We start from the raw sequence: 19,394 nt of genomic DNA, 5'->3' as shown, positions 1-19,394 counted from the left end.
CGGGCAGACTCGTGGACGGACGGCTCCCGGTATGCCATCGCTCGTGTCACCGTCCCCCGGGAATCCACCAAGGGATCCCGGCTGCCCATGGACGGGCGTCAGCCCCGCGCGCGCGACAAATCATCGACGGCCAAGAATGTCACGCCGATCCGACGACCTCAAGTGCAGGTCCGAGCCTTTCGGCCCACCCTCCTGCCGTGTGCGAACGGATCCGCCGGCGGGGTGGCGTGCGGGCGGGTCGGCTGCCACCATCACGGGCATGTCTGTCGCCCGTCGTACGCTGCTCGGGGCCGGCCTGGCCGCCGTAACCTCCGCCCTCGCTGGCTGCGATGACAAGCGCGGACTGGGCGCGGGCGGGACCGACCCGGGCGATGCGGTGGCCGTGACCGACGCAGCCGGCAACAGGGCGGGGTTCGGCCCGGCCGGGAAGCCCTCGGTGGCGCCCGGCACGGCGAACCACGGCGCGGCCCCCGGCGGCGGCAGCATCCCAGCGAAACAGGCCCGCTACGTGACCGCGCTGCTCCGGCAACACCTGCCCGCCACGCCGCAGACCTTTCAGCACAGCGGCTTCCCCGGTGCCGTCGCCGTCGTCCAGGTCAACGGCAAGACGACCGTGCACACCGCTCTCGGGGAGGCGCTCCGCTACGCGGCCGGCCCGAAACTCCTCTCGGCTGACAAGCGCGTTCCGATGCGCCCCGACTCCATCTTCGACCTCGCCTCGGTCACCAAGGTCTACACCGCCATCCTGCTCCTGCAGCAGGTCGACAAGGGGCGCGTCGACCTCGCCGCCCCCGTCCGCGACTACCTGCCCGCCTTCACCGGCGCCGGCAAGGACCGGGTCACCGTCGAGATGCTGCTCACCCACACCAGCGGCCTCCCCGTCGGCGCCAAGGTCACCGGCCTGCCGGACAACGCGGCCCGCTGGAACGCCGTGCTCGCCACCCCACTGGTCTCCGGCGCTGTGCCCGGGGACACGTTCCGCTACTCCAGTGTCGGGCTCATGGTCGCCGGCAAGATCGTGGAAAAGGTCACCGGTCAGGGCCTCGAGCAGGCTCTCAAGACCAATCTCACCGGGCCTCTCGGCCTTCGGGACACGGGCTTCAACCCCAACACCTGGCTGTCCAGCGACGCCAAGGCCACCCGTCTGGTCGCCACCGACGCCCGCTCGTCCCGCGGCCTCCTTCGCGGCACCGTCCACGACGACGTCGCCAACCACCTGGGCGGCGTCGCCGGTCACGCCGGCATCTTCGCCAGCGCCACCGACCTGGCCGCCATCGGCGAACTCCTCCTCAACGGCGGCACATACCAGGGCAAGCGCATCCTCGCCGCCGCCACCGTTCGACAGATGCTCACCAACCACAACGCCGGGAAGCCCGCCATCGACCCGGAACACCCCAACCGCACCGCCGCCCACGGCCTCGGTGTCGTCCTCAACCAACCCTGGTTCATGGGCAGGCTCGCCTCCCCCGAGACCTTCGGCCACACCGGCTTCGCCGGGCCGTCCCTCCTGGTCGACCCGAACCGCAAACTCGTCCTCGTCCTGCTCACCAACCGGGCCCACCCCAACTGGAGCTGGGCGAACCCCGATCCGGTACGCGCCGCCGTCGGCGACGTCCTAGCCAAGATCCTCTGAGGGGCGCGCCCGCGGCACCACAGGGCCGGCAGAGCAGGAATAATCCCGCGGCATGCGGGGACGAATCGGTGCGGTCCGACGGTGGTACGGGGAGCGCGGACGGGTCGTCCGCCGTGTCCTCCTCGTGCTGGTCGCCGGTGTGGTGCTGCTGAGCGGCGGCACCCTGGCCAGCGTGGTGTGGATTCGCGGTGACGCGGATGACCACATCTACAGCGAGGCGGGTGTGCCGGACGCGCCGGTCGCCCTGGTCCTGGGCACCAAGGTGCAGGCGGACGGTGAGCCGTCACCGTTCCTCGCCGCCCGGCTGGAGATCGCGCGGCGGCTGTTCGACGCCGGCAAGGTTCGAGCGATCCTGGTGTCCGGCGACAACATGAACGCCGACTACAACGAGCCCGGGGCGATGCTGCGCTGGCTGGTCGACCGGGGCGTGCCGGCGCGGCAGGTGGTGCTGGACCACGCCGGCTTCGACACGTACGACTCGTGCGCGCGGGCGGAACGGATCTTCGGGGTGCGGCGCGCGACCGTGGTGACCCAGTCCTTCCACCTACCCCGCGCCGTGGCTCTGTGCAGGCGCCTCGGCATCGACGCCAACGGCGTGGGCGACGAGACCGTGAAGCGGTACGCCCGACCGTGGCGGGTCAGCTCCACCCGCGAGTACGGTGCCTGCCTGAAGGCGGCTCTGGACCTGCTCTCCGGTCGGGACCCGGCCCTTCTCGGCCGCCGCGAGACCGGCGTCGACGACGCTCTTCGCAAGGGTTGACGAGGGTCGCGGTCCTGGCCGCCCCACCCAGCGACGCGGATCCGGCGGTCCCGAGCGGCGTACCGTCAGCGGTGCCGGGGTGCTGCGGCGCTGTCGCGTTCGATGAGGTCGGTGGCGAGTTCGACGCGCGGGCTTTCGATCGTCTCGCCGGCGGCGAGCCGCAGCACGGTACGCGCGGCCAGCATGCCCATCTTGGCCAGGGGCTGGCGGACCGTGGTCAGCGGCGGGGAGCACCACTGGACCTCCGGCAGGTCGTCGAAGCCGACCACGCTGATGTCGTCGGGCACCCGTAGGCCACGTTTGCGGACCGCCTCGTAGACGCCGAGCGCCATCTGGTCGCTGGCGGCGAAGATGGCGGTGGGCGGGTCGGGCAGGGACAGCAGTTGCGTACCGGCGGTGTAGCCCGCCTCGTGGTAGAAGTTGCCGGGGCGGATCAACGCGTCGTCGACAGCGATACCGGCGGCGCCGAGGGCGGCGCGGTAGCCGTCCAGACGGGCCCGGCTGCACATCAGGTGCGGTGGACCGGCGACGAAGCCGATGCGGCGGTGGCCGAGGCCGAGCAGGTACTGGTTGGCGCTGAGGCTGCCCGCCCAGTTGGTGGCGCCGATGGTGGGCGCCGCCTGCGGGTCGATGCCGGCGGGGTCGATGATGACCACCGGGAGATGGAGCCGGCTCAACTCGGCCTGGAGCGGCGGGTTCACCATCGAGGTCACGAAGATGACCCCGTCGGTGGAGCGGGCGCGCATGTTTGCGAGCCACTGCTTCGCCGAGGAGATGCGCCAGTGGATGGCCGAGACGACGGTGCCGACGCCGCTGCCCAGGGCGACGTCCTCCACCCCACGGATGATCTCCACCGCCCATGGGCTGTCCAGGTCGTTGAAGACCAGGTCGATCAGGGCGGCATCGGTCTCCTTGACGGGCGAACGGCGGCGGTAGCCGTGCAGGGTGAGGAGTTCCTCGACCCGTTTTCGCGTGCGGGGGGCGACGTCGGAGCGGCCGTTGATGACCCGGGAGACCGTGGGCACGGAGACACCCGCCAACCGCGCGATCATCGCGATGGTGACGTTTCGGTGGTTGTCGGAGCCCACGGTCGGCCCTCCGTCTGGCTGGAGTCTTCAGGTCGGCTCGATGGTTCGAAGGCCGTCTCCGGAACTTCCGTTGCTTCACCGGTACTATCAATCGATGGCCGGCACGCTACGAGTCGTTTCCACACTGGTCAAGGTCTCTGTCTAATTGCGAAGAGAGCGGCTAGCGTAGTCAGTGCTTCCACAGCCACCGATCAGTAGGCCCGGAAGTTTCCGAAAGCCGCCCAGAGGAGCCCTCGTGTCGACCGACACCGCTGCCACGGCGACCGCTGCCCGGTCGATCCGCAACCCCGTCCTCGCCGGGTTCCACCCTGACCCGTCGATCCTGCGCGTCGACGACGACTACTACCTGGCCACCTCGACGTTCGAGTGGTACCCGGGGGTGCGCGTACACCATTCGCGCGACCTCGTGCACTGGCGGACCCTGGACGGGATCATCACCGACCGTCGCCTGCTCGACCTTCGCGGCTGCGGGGATTCCAACGGGGTGTGGGCACCTGACCTGACCTACCACGACGGCGAGTTCCACCTCGTCTACAGCGACGTGGCCAGCTTCGCCAGCGGCTACTGGGATCCGCAGAACTACCTGGTCACCGCGCCTGACATCGCCGGCCCCTGGTCGGATCCGGTACAGCTGCACGGGCGCGGTTTCGATGCCGCGCTGTTCCACGACGACGACGGCACCACCTGGCTGTTGAGCATGAGCGCGGACTGGCGACCCGGCCGGGACCGCTTCGGCGGCATCGAGATCCAGCAGTACGACCGGATGGCGCGGGCTCTCGTCGGCCGACCCCGTCTCCTGTTCACCGGAACCCCGGTCGGGATGACCGAGGGTCCGCACCTCTACCGCCACGACGGCTGGTACTGGCTGATCACCGCGGAGGGTGGCACCAGTTGGGAGCACCAGGTCACCGTGGCGCGGTCACGGGAGCTGTTCGGGCCCTACGAGGTGGACCCGGACGGGCCGCTGCTCACCTCCGTCGGCCGACCCGACCTGCGCCTGCAGAAGGCCGGCCACGGCAGTCTGGTTCGCACTCCGGACGGCGGCTGGTACCTGGCGCACCTCGCCGGCCGCCCTTACTCGCCGCTGGGCAGCTGCGTGCTCGGCCGGGAGACCGCGATCCAGCGGGTGGACTGGCCGTCGGGGGGCTGGCCTCGGATCCCCGGCGGGGTGCCGGCGGAGGAGGTCGCCGCACCCGACCTGCCGGCGCACCCGTGGCCGGCGGAGCCCGCCACTGACCATTTCGACGCCCCGGAGCTGGGCCGCTGCTGGTCGACGTTGCGCCGGCCGGCCAGCGCGGACTGGCTCGACCTGCGCTCCCGTCCGTCGCACCTGCGGATCCACGGCGGGCAGTCGCCGGTGGGCCGGCAGAGCCCCAGTCTGGTCGCGCGGCGCGTCGGGGCGACGCGCTGCTCGCTGGAGACCGTGGTCGAGTTCGACCCGGTCGACCACCGCCAGCTCGCCGGAATCACCGCCTACTACAACACCCTCAACTGGCACCACCTCTACCTGAGCCGCGCCGACGATGGGCGGATCGTCCTGGAGCTGCTCAGCTCCGACAACGGGCGGCGCATCCCGTACCCCGAGCTGACCGTCGACGCCAGCGACGTCGCTCGCGTCGGACTGAGGGCGACGTTCGACGGGCCTGTCGTGCGCTTCGACTACGACCTCGGCGCCGGTTGGCGCCAGCTTCCGGTGGACCTGGACGCGACCATCCTGTCCGACGAGCACGCCGCGCTGATCATCGACGGGGAGCCGGCTGCGTGGGGTTTCACCGGAGCGTTCCTCGGCCTGTGGGTGCAGGATCTCGGCCGCGACGGCGCCTACGCCGACTTCGACCTGGCCACCTACCGGGAGCGTTGAGCCGCTGCGGCCCCGATCCGGCGCGCTGGAGCAGGCCACGGGCGACCAGGTCGACGGTGAGGACGACGGCGACGGCCTCGACGGCGAGGAGCCCGACGAGCACGACCAGCTGCGTCACACCGGCGGCGAGGGGGCTCGCCCCACCGAGCAGCACCCCGACGAACGCACCCGGCAGCGTCACCAGGCCCACCGTCCGGGTCTGATCGAGTGCCGGGACCAGCGCCTGTCCGGCCGCCGGACGGCACACCAGCAGCACGGCGTCCCGTGGCAGCAGGCCCAGGGCCAGGCCGGCCTCCACCTCACCGCGACGGCTGGTCAGCTCGTCCAAGGCGCGGCGACCGGCCAGCGAGGTGGCGGTCATCGCCCCGCCGATCAGGATTCCCGCCACCGGAATGATCGCGATGCCACGCGGCGGCACCAGACCCGCCAGCAGCAATCCCAGCACCACCAGCATGCTGCCCGCGGCGATCGGCGCGCCGGCCCACCATCCCTGGCCGCCGCCGGTGATGCGTCGGCCGGACGTGCCCGCCGCCACCACGCACATCAGGACGACGAACGCGGCCGTGGCCCAGAGCGACGACACGATGGCCGTGATCAGCAGCGACACGGCGCCCAGCTGGATCGCGGCACGGACGGCGGCGACCATGACCTCTCGACCGTGACCCAGCTTCCCCACGGTCACGACGACCGCCGCCACGAGGGTCAGGACCACCAGCGCCACGGCAAGCTTCGGGCCGACCACCAGCATCGTCGAGGACATGAGATCAGTTTCCCGCCGCGTTGACCCGGACGCGTGCCCACGTCCCCGCCCGGTGGGTCAGTGCGCGACGGCGACCGGTTCTGGTTCGCGCGCGCGTCGGTCGGCTGCGAGGCTGACCCCGGCCAGGACCAGACCGAGGACCGCCAGGGCCAGGCCCACCCGGGCGGGTGCGAGATAACCGAGACCGGCGGCGATGGCGACGCTGCCCAGCGCAGCGCCCAGGCTGTTCGCGATGTTCATGGCCGACTGGTTGACCGCGGCACCCATCAGCTGGGCTCCCGGGGCGACGGTGATCAGGCGCGCCTGCAGGACCGGGCCCAGATAGAGGCTGGTCGCGCCGACCAGGAACGCACCCACGAACAGGCCGGTGCGGGTCGACGCGACGAGGCTGAACACGGCGATGCTCGCGATCATCGCGACGAAGCCGATGATCATGCTCCGGCGCAGGTCCCGGTCCGCGAGCCAACCTCCCAGGGCGTTGCCGACAGTCATGCCGAGCCCCACCGCCACCAGCGCCCACGGCACCGTCGTCGCCGAAAGCCCGGCGACGTCGGTGGTGACCGGCGCGATGTAGGAGTCGACCGCGAAGAATCCGGCGAAGCCGACCGCCCCCGTCGCCGCGACCAGCCAGACCTGCGAGGTGCGCAGCGCCCGCAGTTCGGCGCCCGGCGAGCCGCCCGCCGCCGCGGCGACCTCCGGGACGACCGCCAGCACCGCCAGCAGGGTGAGCAGGAAGACCCCGGCGATGACCAGGTAGGCGACGCGCCACCCGGCGCCCTGCCCGAGCCGGGTGATCAGCGGTACGCCCACCACGTTGGCGATGGTCAGGCCGCTGAGCACGGTGGCGAAGCCCCGCGCCTCCTTGCCCGGACCCATCAGGGCCGCCGCGAGCAGGCCGGCCGCACCGAAGTACGCACCGTGCGGCAGCGCCGCGACGAACCGCGCCACCAGCACCAGGCCGAACGTCGGGGCTACCGCGGACGCGACCGTGCCGACCGCGAAGAGGACGAGCAGCCCGAGCACGAGCTTCTTGCGGGGTACGCGCGCGCTCAGGGCGGCGATCAGGGGCGCGCCGACGACCACGCCGAGCGCGTAGGCGGTGATCATCCAACCGGCCCGGGCCACCGCGCCCGACGACGATTGGGCGTACTGCTCGGGCAGCAGGCCGCGCGCGATCTCGGGCAGCAGGCCCATCGCCACGAACTCGGTCAGGCCGATGGCGACGCCACCCAGGGCCAGGGCGACGACCGCGGCCAGGCGTCGACCTCTGCTCAATCCATGCACGGAGAGAATTTAGCAACAGCGTTGCGTAATAGGGTGGTGAGATGACTCGCACCACAGCCGACGTGACGTTCCTGCGCGGCTACAACCAGGCGCTCGTCATGGCGGTGGGACGTACCGCGCGGACGTTCGAGCGGTCCACCGTCGTCAACGCCACCGGCCTGACCCCGCAGGCTGTCTCCAAGGTCATCGCCCGCCTGATCGCCGACGGCCTGATCCGGTCCGCCGGTGTCCGGCGCGCGTCCATCGGCAAGCCCGCGGTGGTCTACGAACTGGTCCCCGACAGCCGGTACGCCATCGGCGCCCACGTCGCCAGGCGCACTCTGCGGCTGGTCCTGGTCGACCTGGCCGGCGCCGTGCACCACTCGGCGGTCAGCCCGCTACCCAGCGACTTCATCCCTGAGCAGCTTCTGCACACCTTGAATTCTGGCATCGACGCCATCACCAGCGGCAACGACCTCCGCGGCCGACTGACCGGCGTGGGGCTGGGCATGATCGGCCCGCTGGACCACGAGCATGGCCTGGTGCGTGACGCACACGGTCTGCGGCACTGGCACGACGTGCCGCTGCGCGAGATCGCCGAGGCGTACCTGGGCCTGCCGGTGCATCTCGACAAGGACGTCGCCGCGGGGATCACGGCCGAGGCATGGCGTCATGGCGGGACGTTCGGCGACGCGGCCCTCATCATGGTCGAGTCGGGCATCGGCGGCGGCTTCTGGCTGGGCGGCGGCGCCCACCGCGGCGCACACACCAACGCGGGAGAGTTCGGCCACACGGTCGTCGATCTGGACGGGCCCCTCTGCGTCTGCGGACGCCACGGCTGCCTGGAGATCGTCCACAACCAGGCCGCCGACGCGGGAGACATCCCTCGCGCGGCACGCGTCCTGGCGGTCGGCGTCGTCAACCTGCTCCAGACACTCGACCTCGCCCACGTGGTGCTGGCGGGCGCGGATCTCCTGCGGCACGCGGACACCTACCTCGCCGCGGTCGAGCAGGCCGTCCAGGCGGACGCGCGGCGCAGGGACTGGCTCAGCACGGACGTGGCCCTGTCGAGCCTCGGCGCGGACGCGATCGCCGCGGGCGCCGCCATGCAGGTCCTAGACAACCAGTACGGCATTCCGGACCTTGCCCCGCTCGCAAAATCCAATCCGCCCCTCCCCCAGCGCACTGGCCGGTGGCGAGCGTCGCTCATGCTGGAACGGTGATTCGCTTCGTACTGAACGTGCTGTGGCTCATCTTCGGCGGTGGCATCGTGCTGGCGATCGGCTACGGCATCGCCGCGCTGATCTGCTTCGTCCTGGTCATCACCATCCCCTTCGGCGTCGCGTCAATGCGTCTCGCCGTCTACTCGTTGTGGCCGTTCGGCCGCACGCTGGTACCCAAGCCTGGCGCGGGTGTCGCCTCCGGGCTGGCCAACATCCTGTGGGTGGTGCTGGCGGGCTGGTGGCTCGCCCTGTCCCACATCCTCGCCGGCATCGCGCTCTGCGTCACGATCATCGGAATCCCGTTCGGCATCGCCAACTTCAAGCTCGTCCCGGCCGCGTTCTGGCCCCTCGGCCGCGAGGTCGTCGACACGCCGTGACCCACCTGCCCGCGACAGATGGCGTGGCGCCGCGCCGGGCACCGTCGACAGTGGACGCGCGGGTACGATGCCGGGCGTACCGCAGCGGCGGTCCACAGCCTGACGAACCTTCGATAGGAGCCTGGCATGGCCGGCCCGGATGCCGAACTCGCAGCGAAGCTTGAGCCCGAGGTGCCGCACGCGGCGCGAATCTGGAACTACTGGATGGGCGGCAAGGACAACTTCCAGTCCGACCGGGCAGCCGGCGACGCCGTGGCCGAGGTCTACCCGGAGATCGTCGTCATGGCGCAGCAGTCCCGCCGGTTCCTGGTGCAGGCCGTGCGCTACCTGGCCGCCGACGCGGGCGTCCGGCAGTTCCTGGACATCGGCACCGGCCTGCCCACCATGCAGAACACCCACGCGGTCGCCCAGGGGATCGCGCCCGAGTCACGGATCGTCTACGTCGACAACGACCCGATGGTCCTCGTGCACGCCCGGGCGCTGCTGGCCAGCACGACCTCGGAGGGCGTCACCACCTACGTGCACGCCGACTACCACGACCCGGAGAAGATTCTCGCCGAGGCCGCCCAGACGCTGGACTTCGACCAGCCCATCGCGGTGATGTACATGGGCGTGCTGGGCTACGAGCCCGACCTGGCGGTCGTGCGCTCCATCGTCGGACGGACGATGGACGCGACCACGTCCGGCAGCCACCTGGTGCTGTGGGACGGCACCAACACCAGTCCGGCGGTCGTGTCCGGTGCCGAGCGGTTGGCGGAGAGCGGCGGCGTCCCGTACATCCTGCGCAGCCCGGAGGATCTCGCCAGCTGCTTCGCGGAGCTGACCATGGTAGAGCCCGGCCTGGTGCCGATCCCGCTGTGGCGTCCGGACGACGCCGACGCCGAGGGAATCGACGCGTACGGCGCCGTGGCCCGCAAGCCCTGAATCGTCCCGACGCAGCCGGTCGGGTCGGCCGGCTGCGTCGCGCCGGCGGGTGCCCGGCAGCCGCCGATCTTGTCGTAGGGCGCGGTTAGCGTGTGGGCACTGTCGCCGCGCCGGCCACGTCTGGCCGGTCGCTGACCCCCTCGGAGGCCCCCATGCCGCAGGAGACGACCTACCTCGAACTGTCCGAAGTGGATGGTGCGCACAAGTTCTACGAGGTCGTCGTCGACGACACCACACTGACCGTGCGATACGGCCGGATCGGTGACCAGGGGCAGGTCAAGGCAAACGCCTATCCGGACAACACCCGGGCTCGAGCGGCCGCCGCGAAGAAGATCGGGGAGAAGGTCCGCAAGGGGTACGCCCCGGCGGTCCCCGGCGCCCGACAGAAGCGCAGCGTGTCCCGGCGGCAGATCGTCAGCACCCGCTCCACGGCCCGCACCGCCCCGGTGCTCTGGCGCTACGACTCCGGTGCCCCCGCCTTCGGCATCTTCGTCGACGAGCAGCACTGCATGGTGGGCAACGAGCACGGCGTGATCACCACCCTCGGCCACGACGCCCGGGTGCGCGGTCAGGTCCGGCTCCCCGACGGGGTGAAGTGCATCGTCGCCGACGACGCCTGGGTCTACGCGGGCTGCGACGACGGCAACGTCTACGACCTCTCCGGCAAGGTGCCCCGGGTGGCGTACGCGATCGCCCCCGAGATCGACATCTACTGGCTGGACATTCACGACGGCGTCCTGGGCGTCTCCGACGCCGACGGCGGGATCGCCGCCGTCGACCACGAGGACGAGTTCCTCTGGCGCCGGCCCGGGCGGGGCCGCTCGGCCTGGATGGTGCGCTGCGACACCGACGCGCTCTACCACGGCCATTCCCAGGGGGTGACCGGCTACGACTGGCGTACCGGCCGCGAGCTCTGGCACACCACGACCGGTTCGGTGCTCTTCGGGTGGCAGGAGCGCGGCAGCGTGTTCGCCGGTACGGGCACCCGCGAGGTGGTGCGGCTGGCCAAGGACGGCCGGGTCGAACGCCGCTACCGGTGCGACGCTCCGGTCTTCTCCTGTGCCACCGCCGAGGGCGGCCGTTCGTGTTCGCCGGCGACAGCCAGTCCTCGATCTACTGCTTCGACGCGGCGGGCACCCGGCTGTGGAAGCTCGGCACCGGCTGTGGCTCGGCGTACTCCATGCAATACCACGGCGATCGGCTCTACGTCGTCACCACCGGCGGCCATCTGGCCTGCATCGACGCCAGCGAGTCGGCGATCCGGGCGGCCCAGGCCGGGGACGTGCCGGACGTGCTGGACGTCAAGGCGCCCCGCCAGGCGCCGCGGACCGTGGAGCCGACGGTGGTCGAGGTGACCAGCGACGCCGGGGCGGGCGTGGTGGTGCAGTGCCTGACCGATCGGGGGCGGATGCGGGTCCAGGTGGTGTCCGAAGGCTACCGGCGCGACTGGTCGGTGCAGTTTCCCAAGGGCATCCGCGAGCCCGGCGCCCGCTACCTGGTGACCGAGGTCCGCGAGTCGGGCCGAGGTGGGTTCTACCGGGCGTACGGCGACATCCGTCGGCTGCGCTGAGCTGCCGGGCGTTGAGGATCTACCCTGCTCCGGCGGCAGCAACTAGCCTGCCCGGATGCGACACACCCTCACACCGGGCGACGAGACCCTGCACGGTCATTTCTCCCCCGACCTCCCGCCGGTGCTGACCATCGACGCCGGTGACACCGTCACCTACCGCACCCTGGATTGCTGGTGGTCGGCCGGCCCGTACCCCGGGGGGCGCAACCGGGACCGGCCGCGGGTCCCGCAGCACCAGCCCGACCACGGACACGCGCTGATCGGTCCGGTTGCGGTCCGCGGCGCCCGCGCCGGCCAGACCCTCGAGGTGCGGATCGACGCGATCGTCCCGGCGGCCTGGGGAACCACCGTGGCGGGTGGCTGGCCGAGCGGCTTCAACGAGCGGTACGGCGTCGAGCAGGACGGGGTGGTGCACGACTGGGCACTGGACCCGGTGGCGATGACCGGCCGCAACCAGCATGGCCACACGGTCACGCTGCGCCCCTTCATGGGGGTGCTCGGCATGCCGCCGGCCGAGCCGGGGCGGCACTCGACGGTCCCGCCCCGTCCTTGGGGCGGCAACCTGGACTGCAAGGACCTGACCGCTGGCGCCACCCTGCTGCTGCCGATCCCGGTCGACGGGGCACTGTTCTCCGTCGGGGACGGGCACGCCGCGCAGGGCGACGGCGAGGTCGGCGGTACCGCGATCGAGTGTCCGATGGACGAGGTGACGCTGACCGTGGACGTCCGCGACGACTTCCCGGTCACCGGCCCGGTGGCCCGAACCGCGGACGCCTGGCTGACGCTCGGCGTCGGAGCGACCCTCGACGACGCGACCTTCATGGCGCTGGACTCGATGCTGACCCTGATGCAACGGCTGCACGGCGTCAGCCGTCCGGACGCCGTCGCGCTGGCCAGCGTCGCGGTCGACGTACGGGTGACGCAGATCGTCAACCAGACCGTCGGCGCGCACGCCGTACTCCGCGACGACGCGCTGCGCTGAGGAGTGGCCCGTCCGGGGGCTCGCGTGTCACGGGGAGCGCCCTGCTCAGCCGGTCTCGGTGAGGTCGGTCGTTGCCGAGAGTTCGGTGACCACGTCCAGGAGCCGGTGCAGCGCGGGTGAGGTGTTGCCCGACAGCCACACCATCTCGGTGCGCGCGACGGCGCCGGTCAGCGGGACGAACACCACGCCGGTGCGGCGAAGGCTGCGTGCCGAGCGGGCGAGCCGGGTGACTCCGATTCCCGCGGCGACCAGACCGAGCAGGCTCTGCACGTTGGCTTCCTCCTGGACGATGTCCGGGACGAAGCCCGCTTCGTGGAACTGGTCGTCGTAGGCGCGGTGCCAGGGTTCCCACGAGCTGCGCGGGGTCATCACCCACGGTTCGTTCGCCAGGTCGGCGAGCTTCAGTTCGGCGCGTTCGGCGAGCGGGTGACCCTCGGGCAGTACGGCGCACACCGGCTCGGTCGCCAGGGTCATCGAATGCAGGCCGGCGGTGAGCGGAGTCCGGGTGAAGGCGGCGTCGTAACGCCCTCCGAAGACCCCCTCGACCAGGGGCGCGATGGTGGTGGACTCGGTCGTCAGGCGAAGGTCGGGTAGTTGGTCACGCACGGCTCGGACCACCGGGGGCAGAAGGTGGTTGGCGACGGAGGTCAGAAAGGCCACGTTGAGGCTGCCAACCTCTCCCCGCCGGGCCCGTCCTACGACGGCGACGGCCTCCTCGGCACGGTCCGTCACGGCACGGGCCTCGGCGACGAACAGGGCGCCAATGTCGGTCAGGGTGGTGCCGCGGCTGTCGCGCTCGAACAGCTTCACCCCGAGGATGCGTTCCAGGGCGGTGATCTGCTGGGACAGGGACTGCTGGGCGATCATCAGGCGGGCGGCCGCCCGAGTGAAGCTCAATTCCTCCGCGAGCACCAGGAAATAGCGCAGTTGCCGCAGTTCAGGGGTGGTCACAGGGACAGACTGTAGCCATGCCAGGAAGCGTGTGTTGGGCGCTTCGAAGACCGCCGCGCAGGATGGTTCCTGGAGCGATCGCCGGGCGTACCCGTCGGGCCGAAGCACAGTTGCCGGCCCGATCGTCGCCCCCGGACACGAAACCACGAGCTATCTAAGGAATACGATCATGAATGCACAGCGCGTCACCACGCCTTTCGACGCCCGGTCCACCGCGGGCGACGTCGTCGCCGGCGTCGACCTCACCGGGCAGCGCGCCGTCGTCACCGGCGCCTCGTCGGGCATCGGTGTCGAAACGGCCCGAGCGCTCGCAGCCGCGGGCGCCGCGGTGACCTTGGCGGTACGAAGCGTGGACGCCGGCGAGCGGACAGCGGAGGACATCCGCGCCACCACCGGGAGCCAGCTGATCCAGGTCGTTCCCCTGGACCTCTCCGACCAGGGGTCGGTCGCTGCCTTCGTCAGCGCCTGGGAAGGCCCGCTGCACATTCTGGTCAACAACGCCGGGGTGTCGGCGACCCCCGAGACGCGGACGGCGGAGGGCTGGGAGCTGCAGTTCGCGACCAACCACCTCGGCCACTTCGCGCTCGCCAACGGGCTGCACCCGGCCCTCGCGGCGGCCGGCCGGGCCCGCGTGGTGTCGCTCAGCTCGATCGCACACGTGCAGGCGCCGATGGTCTTCGACGACGTCAACTTCCGTGAGCGCCCCTACGACCGTCTCCTCGCCTACGGCGAGTCGAAGACGGCCACCGCGCTGTTCGCGGTCGAGGCGAACAGGCGCTGGGCCGGCGACGGCATCACCGTCAACGCGGCCAACCCGGGCGCGGTCACCAGCAACCTGGGGCGTCACCTCACCGAGGAGGACCTGGCGCAGCTTCCGGCGTACGACTTCAAGACCCCGCAGCAGGGCGCGGCCACCTCCGTGCTGCTCGCGGCCTGGCCGCAGCTGGAGGGCATCGGCGGCCGGTACTTCGAGGACTGCAACGAGGCGCCGCGCTACAACCCCGAGGCACCGCTTGTGGGCGTCGCCGACCACGCGCTCGACCCCGCAGCAGCCGAGCGCCTGTGGCAGGTGTCGCTCGACATGCTCGCCGACGCACAGCGCGGCTGACCGGAGCTTCCGGCCCGACCGTGCCGATAGTTCCGGCAGGTTTCCGGGTCACGCCCTGAGCCGAATCATGCAACAGCGTGATCGAGTCAGCGTTCACGGCAGCGGGCCGCCACCCTCGAGGCGGTCCGCACGCTGGCTCCAGCCTGGGATCGAGCGTCACGACGGGGATGATCCAGCATACGGCAACAGCAGCGCCCGACCACAGGTCCGCTCCTGCACCGCCGGCTGACACCCCGGACAACGACCGCCCTTCCGGACGGCCCATGACGCAGTCGTGCCGGGCAGCGAACCTGCCCGGCACGACCCACACCACGGTCGTCAGCCGCACCAGCCAAAGGGCGACGAGTACGAGCTGAGCGTCCCGGTCTTGTTCGGCCCGCTGTACGCGACGCCGGAGTAGCGGACGCACTCGCCCGGGGCGTAGAGATAGACGGGCCCGGCGTAGTAGCGGTAGTTGCCCGGGTCCTGGGCGACGCGCCCACCCCTCGTCTCCACCTTGGCGTTCATCCAGGTCGCGACGCCGACATAGCTGGACTTCTCCGCGACGACGCAGTTCATCTTCGTCTGCGCGCTGTACATCAGGTAGATGTGCCCGAAGTACTGGCCACCGCTGGTGAGCAGCACCTTGTCGTCGATTTCCTGGTAGCTGGATCCGCACTGCTCCCCGTACCCGGCTGCGGCGCTGGCCGGTGCCGGGCCAACGGCCGGAGCTCCCGCCGCGACGATCCCAGCCACGAGACAGGCCACCAACGAGCGTCGCATCGTGGACATCAGCCGCACCATCCCGACCTGTTGTCGCCGGCGTTGGAGTCCGTCGGCGGGTAGTAGATGTTGCCGATGACCCAGATGCACTTTCCGCTGGCGTAGGCGCTCACCGGACCGGCGTAGTACCTGTACGTGCCGTGGTCCCGGTCGTTCGCCGCCAGCAGTCGGCAGTTGCTGGTGCCGGATGAACAGACCCACAGCTCGACCGACATGACCTTGCTGACGCCCCAGGTGTTCGCACTCGACACGGTCCGCGCGCAGTTGTATCCGCCGCTGTAGTAGATCTCGACATACCCGTACTTCGTCGAACCGTTGATGGCCACGTCTCCGTACAGGTCGAAGCCACCGACCTTGGAGCCCGAACAGGTCCCGGTCGCGGCCTGCGCTGGCGGGCCGGCGAGGATCGCACTCCCGGTTGTGCTCAGGACAAGCGCGGCGAGTATCGCCATGATCCGCGATCGCAAGGTCGTCAATGGTGCCTCCGTACTCTCGGTGCCCCGCCGGGAGGCGGTTCAGGACCGGCACAGTCAACGTTTGTCCGCAACCGCCGGCCAAATGATTCGAACTGGTTCGAATCCCCGCTGGTCAGCGGCCGCTCGGGAGCCCGCGCACAGGTTGTCCGATGCCAGCCGGACGGAAGCTGGTTGCGTCTGCTTAACCAGCCGCAGTTCGCGCCCGCCGACCCGCTGAGGCAGCCGCCCGGAAGGAACAGGAACGCCGCTGATCAGGCCGGACTTGCGAGCAAGGGCGCCATGGCGCTGTGGCATGATGTCCGCCATGTCTGCCACGCCTAGTCCTGACCAGTCGGGCATAGACCCGCCGACGGTGCTGTTGAGGCTAACCGGCGGACAGGCAGAAGCTGGCCGTGACAAGACGCGCTGGTTCATGTGGGCTGCCGTTGCTGGTGCGCTGGTCGCGGTCGTCCTTGCCACCGTCATGGTCGTGTTCTCCAGTGGCGATACCGAGCCATCCCGTTCCCCAGCGGCGGCTCCCATGGCTACGGACGCTGCGGTACCAGAGGCAGCCGAATCCGAGGTGGCCGGTGCGCCGTCGGCGTCCCCTTCCTCCTCGGCCTCGGCGAAGCCGTCCCCTCGTCCTAGCCTGCGCCCGGTCGACCTCATCGCGGGACTGCACACCACGGTCCTCGGGCTCGTTCAGGACGGGGAGTTGAAGCCGGATGCTGGTGAGGAACTGACGAAGCGGCTGCGGGAAGCCGCGGAGAAGCTCGCGGATGGTAAGGCCGACAAGGCCCGGGACAAGCTTGCCGAGTTTGGCCAGAAGGTGGCCAAGCTACGGGAGGAGGACAAGCTCTCCAGCAGCGGCTACCAGTCTCTTGCCGCCGGACTGAGGCAACTCGTGGCGCTGCTGCCCACCCGCTGATTGGTTCGGCGGCTCCACCGCCTTCGCGCCGATCGCCAACAATGCGACAAATAGGTCACGGTTAGTCTCAACTCGGCTCACCACACCGATTTAACAAGGCCAACGCCATCCCGTCCGCCGCCGACCCGCCCTCCTGGGGAGCCGGCCACCGCCCGGCCCGCCACGTCAAGCGGACCTTGACGCACGTTCGGACGCTGGCGGGCCGGGCTGTGGTCTGCTCGGCTCGCCCGGGTCGCCGGCTGGCGGGATGGCGCTGCGCAACCACCCGCGGACCGCGACCCGCCGACGGACCCCTGGCCATCTCGGAGTCGTTGCGCCCCCGCCGGAGGCGCGGTAACCACGACCGGTAGGCCGCCGCAACCCGCCGCGCGGACCCGGCGTGCCCTTCCCTGCGCCGCGCCGCTCGGGCGCGGCCCGGCCGCCTGCCGGCCCACGAACCTCAACCACCCTCGGCGCTACCGTCTGCGGCGGCCCCCGGGCTTCCCGCTTTCCGCGCCAGCCGACGGGCGTTCTGCGTGGCCGGCGTGGAGCGACAGCGGAGCGTCGGACGCGCGCCCAGGCGGCGGCGCGTGCGGCCCGTCTCGGGCCGCCTTGAAGACGTACAGAAAGTTTGAACCAATTCGCCGGCAGCGCGTGTGTCCTACGTCGACTGATGCGCGACACTCATCCGCCAACTGATCTGCGACACCTTCGCGCGCTGATCGCCAGATCCGCGCACCCGACTGATGCGGGATCACCTTGACGAGCCTCACCAGGGCACATCATCACGGAGATCGCCGTCGAACTTAAGGGTACGGATCTACTGCGGACTAACGCGGCAGGACGGTCGCGCCGGCCCTCGCCACGATCTCCTGCAACGCGACGACATGCTGGTCGAACGCGGCCCGTCCGACGCTGGTGAGCCTGCCTGACGTGCGTGGGCGCTTCCCGACGAAGCCCTTGCGGATCTCGACGTAGCCGGCCTCTTCGAGCGTCGTCAACTGCTTCGAGAGGGCGGAGTCGGACAGGCCGATGCTGTCGCGGATGAACTTGAAGTCGGCCCATTCCGTGGCCGCGAGCAGTGACACGATCGAGAGCCGGGTGGGGGCGTGGATGAGTTCGTCGAATCGTGGCTTAATCATTTCGGGCCGCCGGCGCGATCGTCGAGCATGAGGCGACCCAGGTACCGCATCAGCAATGGCCCGCCGACGACCATGAATAGGCCGGCCAGGAGAATGCCCGCGGTCGCGGGATAGCGGACCCCGGCGGCCTTCAGCGCGAACGACGTCGGCAACGAGACGGCCAGGATGCCCGCGACGAAACCGAGAATAGCCAGGACGCCGGTCGGCCGGAGCAGGTCGTTGCGCGGCTGGGCGCGCCCGACGATGCCGAGCACGAGCCGGCCCGTCACGATGAGGGTGCCGAACACGAACGCGGCCGTTGCGATGCCGATCACCAGTGGCCGCCGGGTCTCGACGGCGACCGAGAAGCCAACCATGAGAACCGCGGTGGCCCACCAGAACCAGGTGGGGATGATCGTCAAGGTGACCACTTGCTCCCGGCGTCGGGCGATCTCCGTCAGCGCCCCGGCGGCCTCGTCGGGGCGTACCTCGTTGGCCATGACCCACCTCCATGCCTGTGCGGACAGTACTTTCTCACGTGGAACGTAGCATTCACTTTCCCGCCCGGCAAGTAGTTGCTCGATCCGCGCGCCGACCGCAGGCGTCTGCGGAGCAGAGCGCTGACCTGCGCCATGACTGAGCTTGCTCCGCTGCCTGATAGTCCCAAGGTCGGACAATCGTCGTCGCGCATAACGCCCGACCATCGGCAGATCCGCACGTCCCGAGGCGCACTGATGGGCCCCTAGCTTCATCGCGCGGTTGCGCATCACGTGGCGGAGATGTGTCGCGCATCAGTTGTCGGATCACACGCGGCAGCGCGTGTCCGACTCCGCTTGATGCGTTACACGGTGGCTTCACTTGATGGGTGACACTCCGCCGAGTGCTGGTGGAGTTGAGCGTGACGGAGCAGCGTTACCGGGCAGTACTGGAAGTCGAAGCTGGCTTGTCGGTGACGGAGGTCGCCGAACGGTTCGGCGTCTCGCGTCAGGCGGTGCATCGCTGGTTGGGCTGGTATCGCGATCACGGCTTGGACGGTCTGGCCGACGGATCGCACCGACCGCATGCGCACCCCGCCCAGACTCCTGATGAGGTGGAGGCGCTGATTTGCGAACTGCGACTCCACCATCCCCGCTGGGGCCAGCGGCGGTTGCACTACGAGCTGGGCCGCCGCGGTTGCCCGGGCCCGGTGCCATCGTTGAGCACCATCTACCGGTACTGGTGCGACACGGCCTGATCGACCCGACACCTCGTCGGCGCCGGCGAGAGGACTACCGGCGGTGGGAACGCGGCAGGCCGATGGAGTTGTGGCAGCTCGACATTGTCGGCGGTATCCAGCTCGCTGACGGCGGCGAGGCAAAGGTCGTCACCGGCGTGGACGACCACTCCCGATTCTGCGATATCGCCCAGGTGGTCCGTCGCGCCACCGGCCGGGCCGTCTGTCACGCCTTCGCCGGGGCCCTGCAACGGTTCGGGATTCCGGACGAGGTGCTGACCGACAACGGCAAGCAGTTCACTGCCCGCTTCGGCCGCGGTGGCGGCGAGGTGATGTTCGACCGGATCTCATGGGTTCTGTCGGGTCGGTTCTTGGAGCAGACTCGGCGTCGGTAGCGGCTGGCGGGTCAGCACTCTCCGGATCTGACCCGTGCGAG

18 protein-coding genes and 3 pseudogenes are annotated in these 19,394 nt (G+C 70.4%); 13 read left to right on the top strand and 8 right to left on the bottom strand.

Going from position 1 to position 19,394, the window contains the following annotated elements:
- The first annotated feature begins 259 nt into the window (after positions 1-259).
- Both ABZU69_RS32285 and ABZU69_RS32280 read left to right on the top strand, forming a co-directional pair.
- On the top strand, positions 260-1,633 hold the full coding sequence (locus tag ABZU69_RS32285) for a serine hydrolase domain-containing protein (RefSeq protein ID WP_354968079.1): 1,374 nt from the start codon (positions 260-262) through the stop codon (positions 1,631-1,633).
- Positions 1,634-1,685: 52 nt separating this feature from the next.
- Positions 1,686-2,393: an ElyC/SanA/YdcF family protein gene (locus tag ABZU69_RS32280; protein WP_354968078.1), complete on the top strand. Its 708-nt coding sequence runs from the start codon at positions 1,686-1,688 to the stop codon at positions 2,391-2,393.
- Between the two features lie 65 nt (positions 2,394-2,458).
- Here the strand turns inward: ABZU69_RS32280 and ABZU69_RS32275 are convergent, their stop codons facing one another.
- Entirely contained in the window at positions 2,459-3,481 is a 1,023-nt protein-coding gene (locus ABZU69_RS32275; protein ID WP_354968077.1) for a LacI family DNA-binding transcriptional regulator, read from the bottom strand.
- Positions 3,482-3,716: 235 nt separating this feature from the next.
- On the opposite strand from ABZU69_RS32275, the gene ABZU69_RS32270 reads away from it, so the two are divergent.
- Positions 3,717-5,342 carry a glycoside hydrolase family 43 protein gene (locus ABZU69_RS32270; protein WP_354968076.1) on the top strand — a complete coding sequence of 542 codons (1,626 nt, stop codon included), beginning with the start codon at positions 3,717-3,719 and terminating at the stop codon, positions 5,340-5,342.
- Here the strand turns inward: ABZU69_RS32270 and ABZU69_RS32265 are convergent.
- A complete protein-coding gene (locus ABZU69_RS32265; RefSeq protein ID WP_354968075.1) occupies positions 5,251-6,102 on the bottom strand; it encodes an ABC transporter permease in 852 nt (283 codons plus the stop codon). The two genes, ABZU69_RS32270 and ABZU69_RS32265, sit on opposite strands and share 92 nt — an antisense overlap.
- Before the next feature lie 57 nt (positions 6,103-6,159).
- A complete protein-coding gene (locus ABZU69_RS32260; protein WP_354968074.1) occupies positions 6,160-7,386 on the bottom strand; it encodes an MFS transporter in 1,227 nt (408 codons plus the stop codon).
- Positions 7,387-7,427: 41 nt separating this feature from the next.
- Between ABZU69_RS32260 and ABZU69_RS32255 the strand changes: the two genes are divergently transcribed.
- From ABZU69_RS32255 to ABZU69_RS32230, 6 genes and pseudogenes are all read left to right on the top strand, one after another.
- On the top strand, positions 7,428-8,588 hold the full coding sequence (locus tag ABZU69_RS32255) for an ROK family protein (RefSeq protein WP_354968073.1): 1,161 nt from the start codon (positions 7,428-7,430) through the stop codon (positions 8,586-8,588).
- On the top strand, positions 8,585-8,965 hold the full coding sequence (locus ABZU69_RS32250) for a YccF domain-containing protein (protein ID WP_354968072.1): 381 nt from the start codon (positions 8,585-8,587) through the stop codon (positions 8,963-8,965). The genes ABZU69_RS32255 and ABZU69_RS32250 overlap by 4 nt, the downstream gene beginning before the upstream one ends.
- 126 nt (positions 8,966-9,091) lie before the next feature.
- Positions 9,092-9,889 carry an SAM-dependent methyltransferase gene (locus ABZU69_RS32245; RefSeq protein WP_354968071.1) on the top strand — a complete coding sequence of 266 codons (798 nt, stop codon included), beginning with the start codon at positions 9,092-9,094 and terminating at the stop codon, positions 9,887-9,889.
- A 152-nt stretch (positions 9,890-10,041) separates the two neighbouring features.
- Positions 10,042-10,197: pseudogene (locus ABZU69_RS32240) on the top strand (WGR domain-containing protein); the annotation flags it as partial.
- Between the two features lie 1,043 nt (positions 10,198-11,240).
- Positions 11,241-11,459 (top strand): hypothetical protein, encoded by a 219-nt coding sequence (locus tag ABZU69_RS32235; RefSeq protein WP_354968115.1) that lies wholly within the window; start codon positions 11,241-11,243, stop codon positions 11,457-11,459.
- A gap of 55 nt (positions 11,460-11,514) precedes the next feature.
- Positions 11,515-12,441 (top strand): acetamidase/formamidase family protein, encoded by a 927-nt coding sequence (locus ABZU69_RS32230; RefSeq protein ID WP_354968070.1) that lies wholly within the window; start codon positions 11,515-11,517, stop codon positions 12,439-12,441.
- Between the two features lie 45 nt (positions 12,442-12,486).
- Here ABZU69_RS32230 and ABZU69_RS32225 read toward each other — a convergent pair whose 3' ends face one another.
- Complete coding sequence (locus ABZU69_RS32225) at positions 12,487-13,392, bottom strand: LysR family transcriptional regulator (protein ID WP_354968069.1); 906 nt, start codon at positions 13,390-13,392, stop codon at positions 12,487-12,489.
- A gap of 169 nt (positions 13,393-13,561) precedes the next feature.
- On the opposite strand from ABZU69_RS32225, the gene ABZU69_RS32220 reads away from it, so the two are divergent.
- The gene (locus ABZU69_RS32220) at positions 13,562-14,500 is read left to right on the top strand and encodes an SDR family NAD(P)-dependent oxidoreductase (protein WP_354968068.1); all 939 of its coding nucleotides are present in this window, start codon (positions 13,562-13,564) and stop codon (positions 14,498-14,500) included.
- 318 nt (positions 14,501-14,818) lie between these two features.
- Here ABZU69_RS32220 and ABZU69_RS32215 read toward each other — a convergent pair whose 3' ends face one another.
- Positions 14,819-15,271, bottom strand: coding sequence for a hypothetical protein (locus ABZU69_RS32215; RefSeq protein ID WP_354968067.1), 453 nt, complete (start codon positions 15,269-15,271; stop codon positions 14,819-14,821).
- Entirely contained in the window at positions 15,271-15,738 is a 468-nt protein-coding gene (locus ABZU69_RS32210) for a hypothetical protein (protein ID WP_354968066.1), read from the bottom strand. Before ABZU69_RS32210 ends, ABZU69_RS32215 begins: the two co-directional genes overlap by 1 nt.
- A gap of 123 nt (positions 15,739-15,861) precedes the next feature.
- Between ABZU69_RS32210 and ABZU69_RS32205 the strand changes: the two are divergent.
- Both ABZU69_RS32205 and ABZU69_RS32200 read left to right on the top strand, forming a co-directional pair.
- Positions 15,862-15,936, top strand: a pseudogene (locus tag ABZU69_RS32205) (DUF4440 domain-containing protein); the annotation flags it as partial.
- A gap of 106 nt (positions 15,937-16,042) precedes the next feature.
- Positions 16,043-16,645 carry a hypothetical protein gene (locus ABZU69_RS32200; protein WP_354968065.1) on the top strand — a complete coding sequence of 201 codons (603 nt, stop codon included), beginning with the start codon at positions 16,043-16,045 and terminating at the stop codon, positions 16,643-16,645.
- A gap of 809 nt (positions 16,646-17,454) precedes the next feature.
- Here the strand turns inward: ABZU69_RS32200 and ABZU69_RS32195 are convergent.
- Together ABZU69_RS32195 and ABZU69_RS32190 are read right to left on the bottom strand one after the other, a co-directional pair.
- Entirely contained in the window at positions 17,455-17,766 is a 312-nt protein-coding gene (locus tag ABZU69_RS32195; RefSeq protein ID WP_354968064.1) for a transcriptional regulator, read from the bottom strand.
- Positions 17,763-18,449: a hypothetical protein gene (locus tag ABZU69_RS32190; RefSeq protein WP_354968063.1), complete on the bottom strand. Its 687-nt coding sequence runs from the start codon at positions 18,447-18,449 to the stop codon at positions 17,763-17,765. Before ABZU69_RS32190 ends, ABZU69_RS32195 begins: the two co-directional genes overlap by 4 nt.
- A 188-nt stretch (positions 18,450-18,637) precedes the next feature.
- Here ABZU69_RS32190 and ABZU69_RS32185 point away from each other — a divergent pair.
- A pseudogene (locus tag ABZU69_RS32185) lies at positions 18,638-19,305 on the top strand (helix-turn-helix domain-containing protein); the annotation flags it as partial.
- Positions 19,306-19,394 lie beyond the last annotated feature (89 nt).

Source organism: Micromonospora sp. NPDC005206 (assembly GCF_040608175.1).
In the GTDB taxonomy this organism is placed as follows: domain Bacteria; phylum Actinomycetota; class Actinomycetes; order Mycobacteriales; family Micromonosporaceae; genus Micromonospora.
Note: the sequence above shows the minus strand (reverse complement) of the source record. Positions and strands in the feature narration are given on the sequence as shown.

Coding starts and splice junctions, on each gene's coding strand:
- ABZU69_RS32285 (WP_354968079.1), top strand. CDS start 260: ATGTCTGTCGCCCGTCGTACGCTGCTCGGGGCCGGCCTGGCCGCCGTA.
- ABZU69_RS32280 (WP_354968078.1), top strand. CDS start 1,686: ATGCGGGGACGAATCGGTGCGGTCCGACGGTGGTACGGGGAGCGCGGA.
- ABZU69_RS32265 (WP_354968075.1), bottom strand. CDS start 6,102: ATGTCCTCGACGATGCTGGTGGTCGGCCCGAAGCTTGCCGTGGCGCTG.
- ABZU69_RS32255 (WP_354968073.1), top strand. CDS start 7,428: ATGACTCGCACCACAGCCGACGTGACGTTCCTGCGCGGCTACAACCAG.
- ABZU69_RS32245 (WP_354968071.1), top strand. CDS start 9,092: ATGGCCGGCCCGGATGCCGAACTCGCAGCGAAGCTTGAGCCCGAGGTG.
- ABZU69_RS32230 (WP_354968070.1), top strand. CDS start 11,515: ATGCGACACACCCTCACACCGGGCGACGAGACCCTGCACGGTCATTTC.
- ABZU69_RS32220 (WP_354968068.1), top strand. CDS start 13,562: ATGAATGCACAGCGCGTCACCACGCCTTTCGACGCCCGGTCCACCGCG.
- ABZU69_RS32215 (WP_354968067.1), bottom strand. CDS start 15,271: ATGTCCACGATGCGACGCTCGTTGGTGGCCTGTCTCGTGGCTGGGATC.
- ABZU69_RS32200 (WP_354968065.1), top strand. CDS start 16,043: ATGTCTGCCACGCCTAGTCCTGACCAGTCGGGCATAGACCCGCCGACG.
- ABZU69_RS32195 (WP_354968064.1), bottom strand. CDS start 17,766: ATGATTAAGCCACGATTCGACGAACTCATCCACGCCCCCACCCGGCTC.
- ABZU69_RS32190 (WP_354968063.1), bottom strand. CDS start 18,449: ATGGTCGGGCGTTATGCGCGACGACGATTGTCCGACCTTGGGACTATC.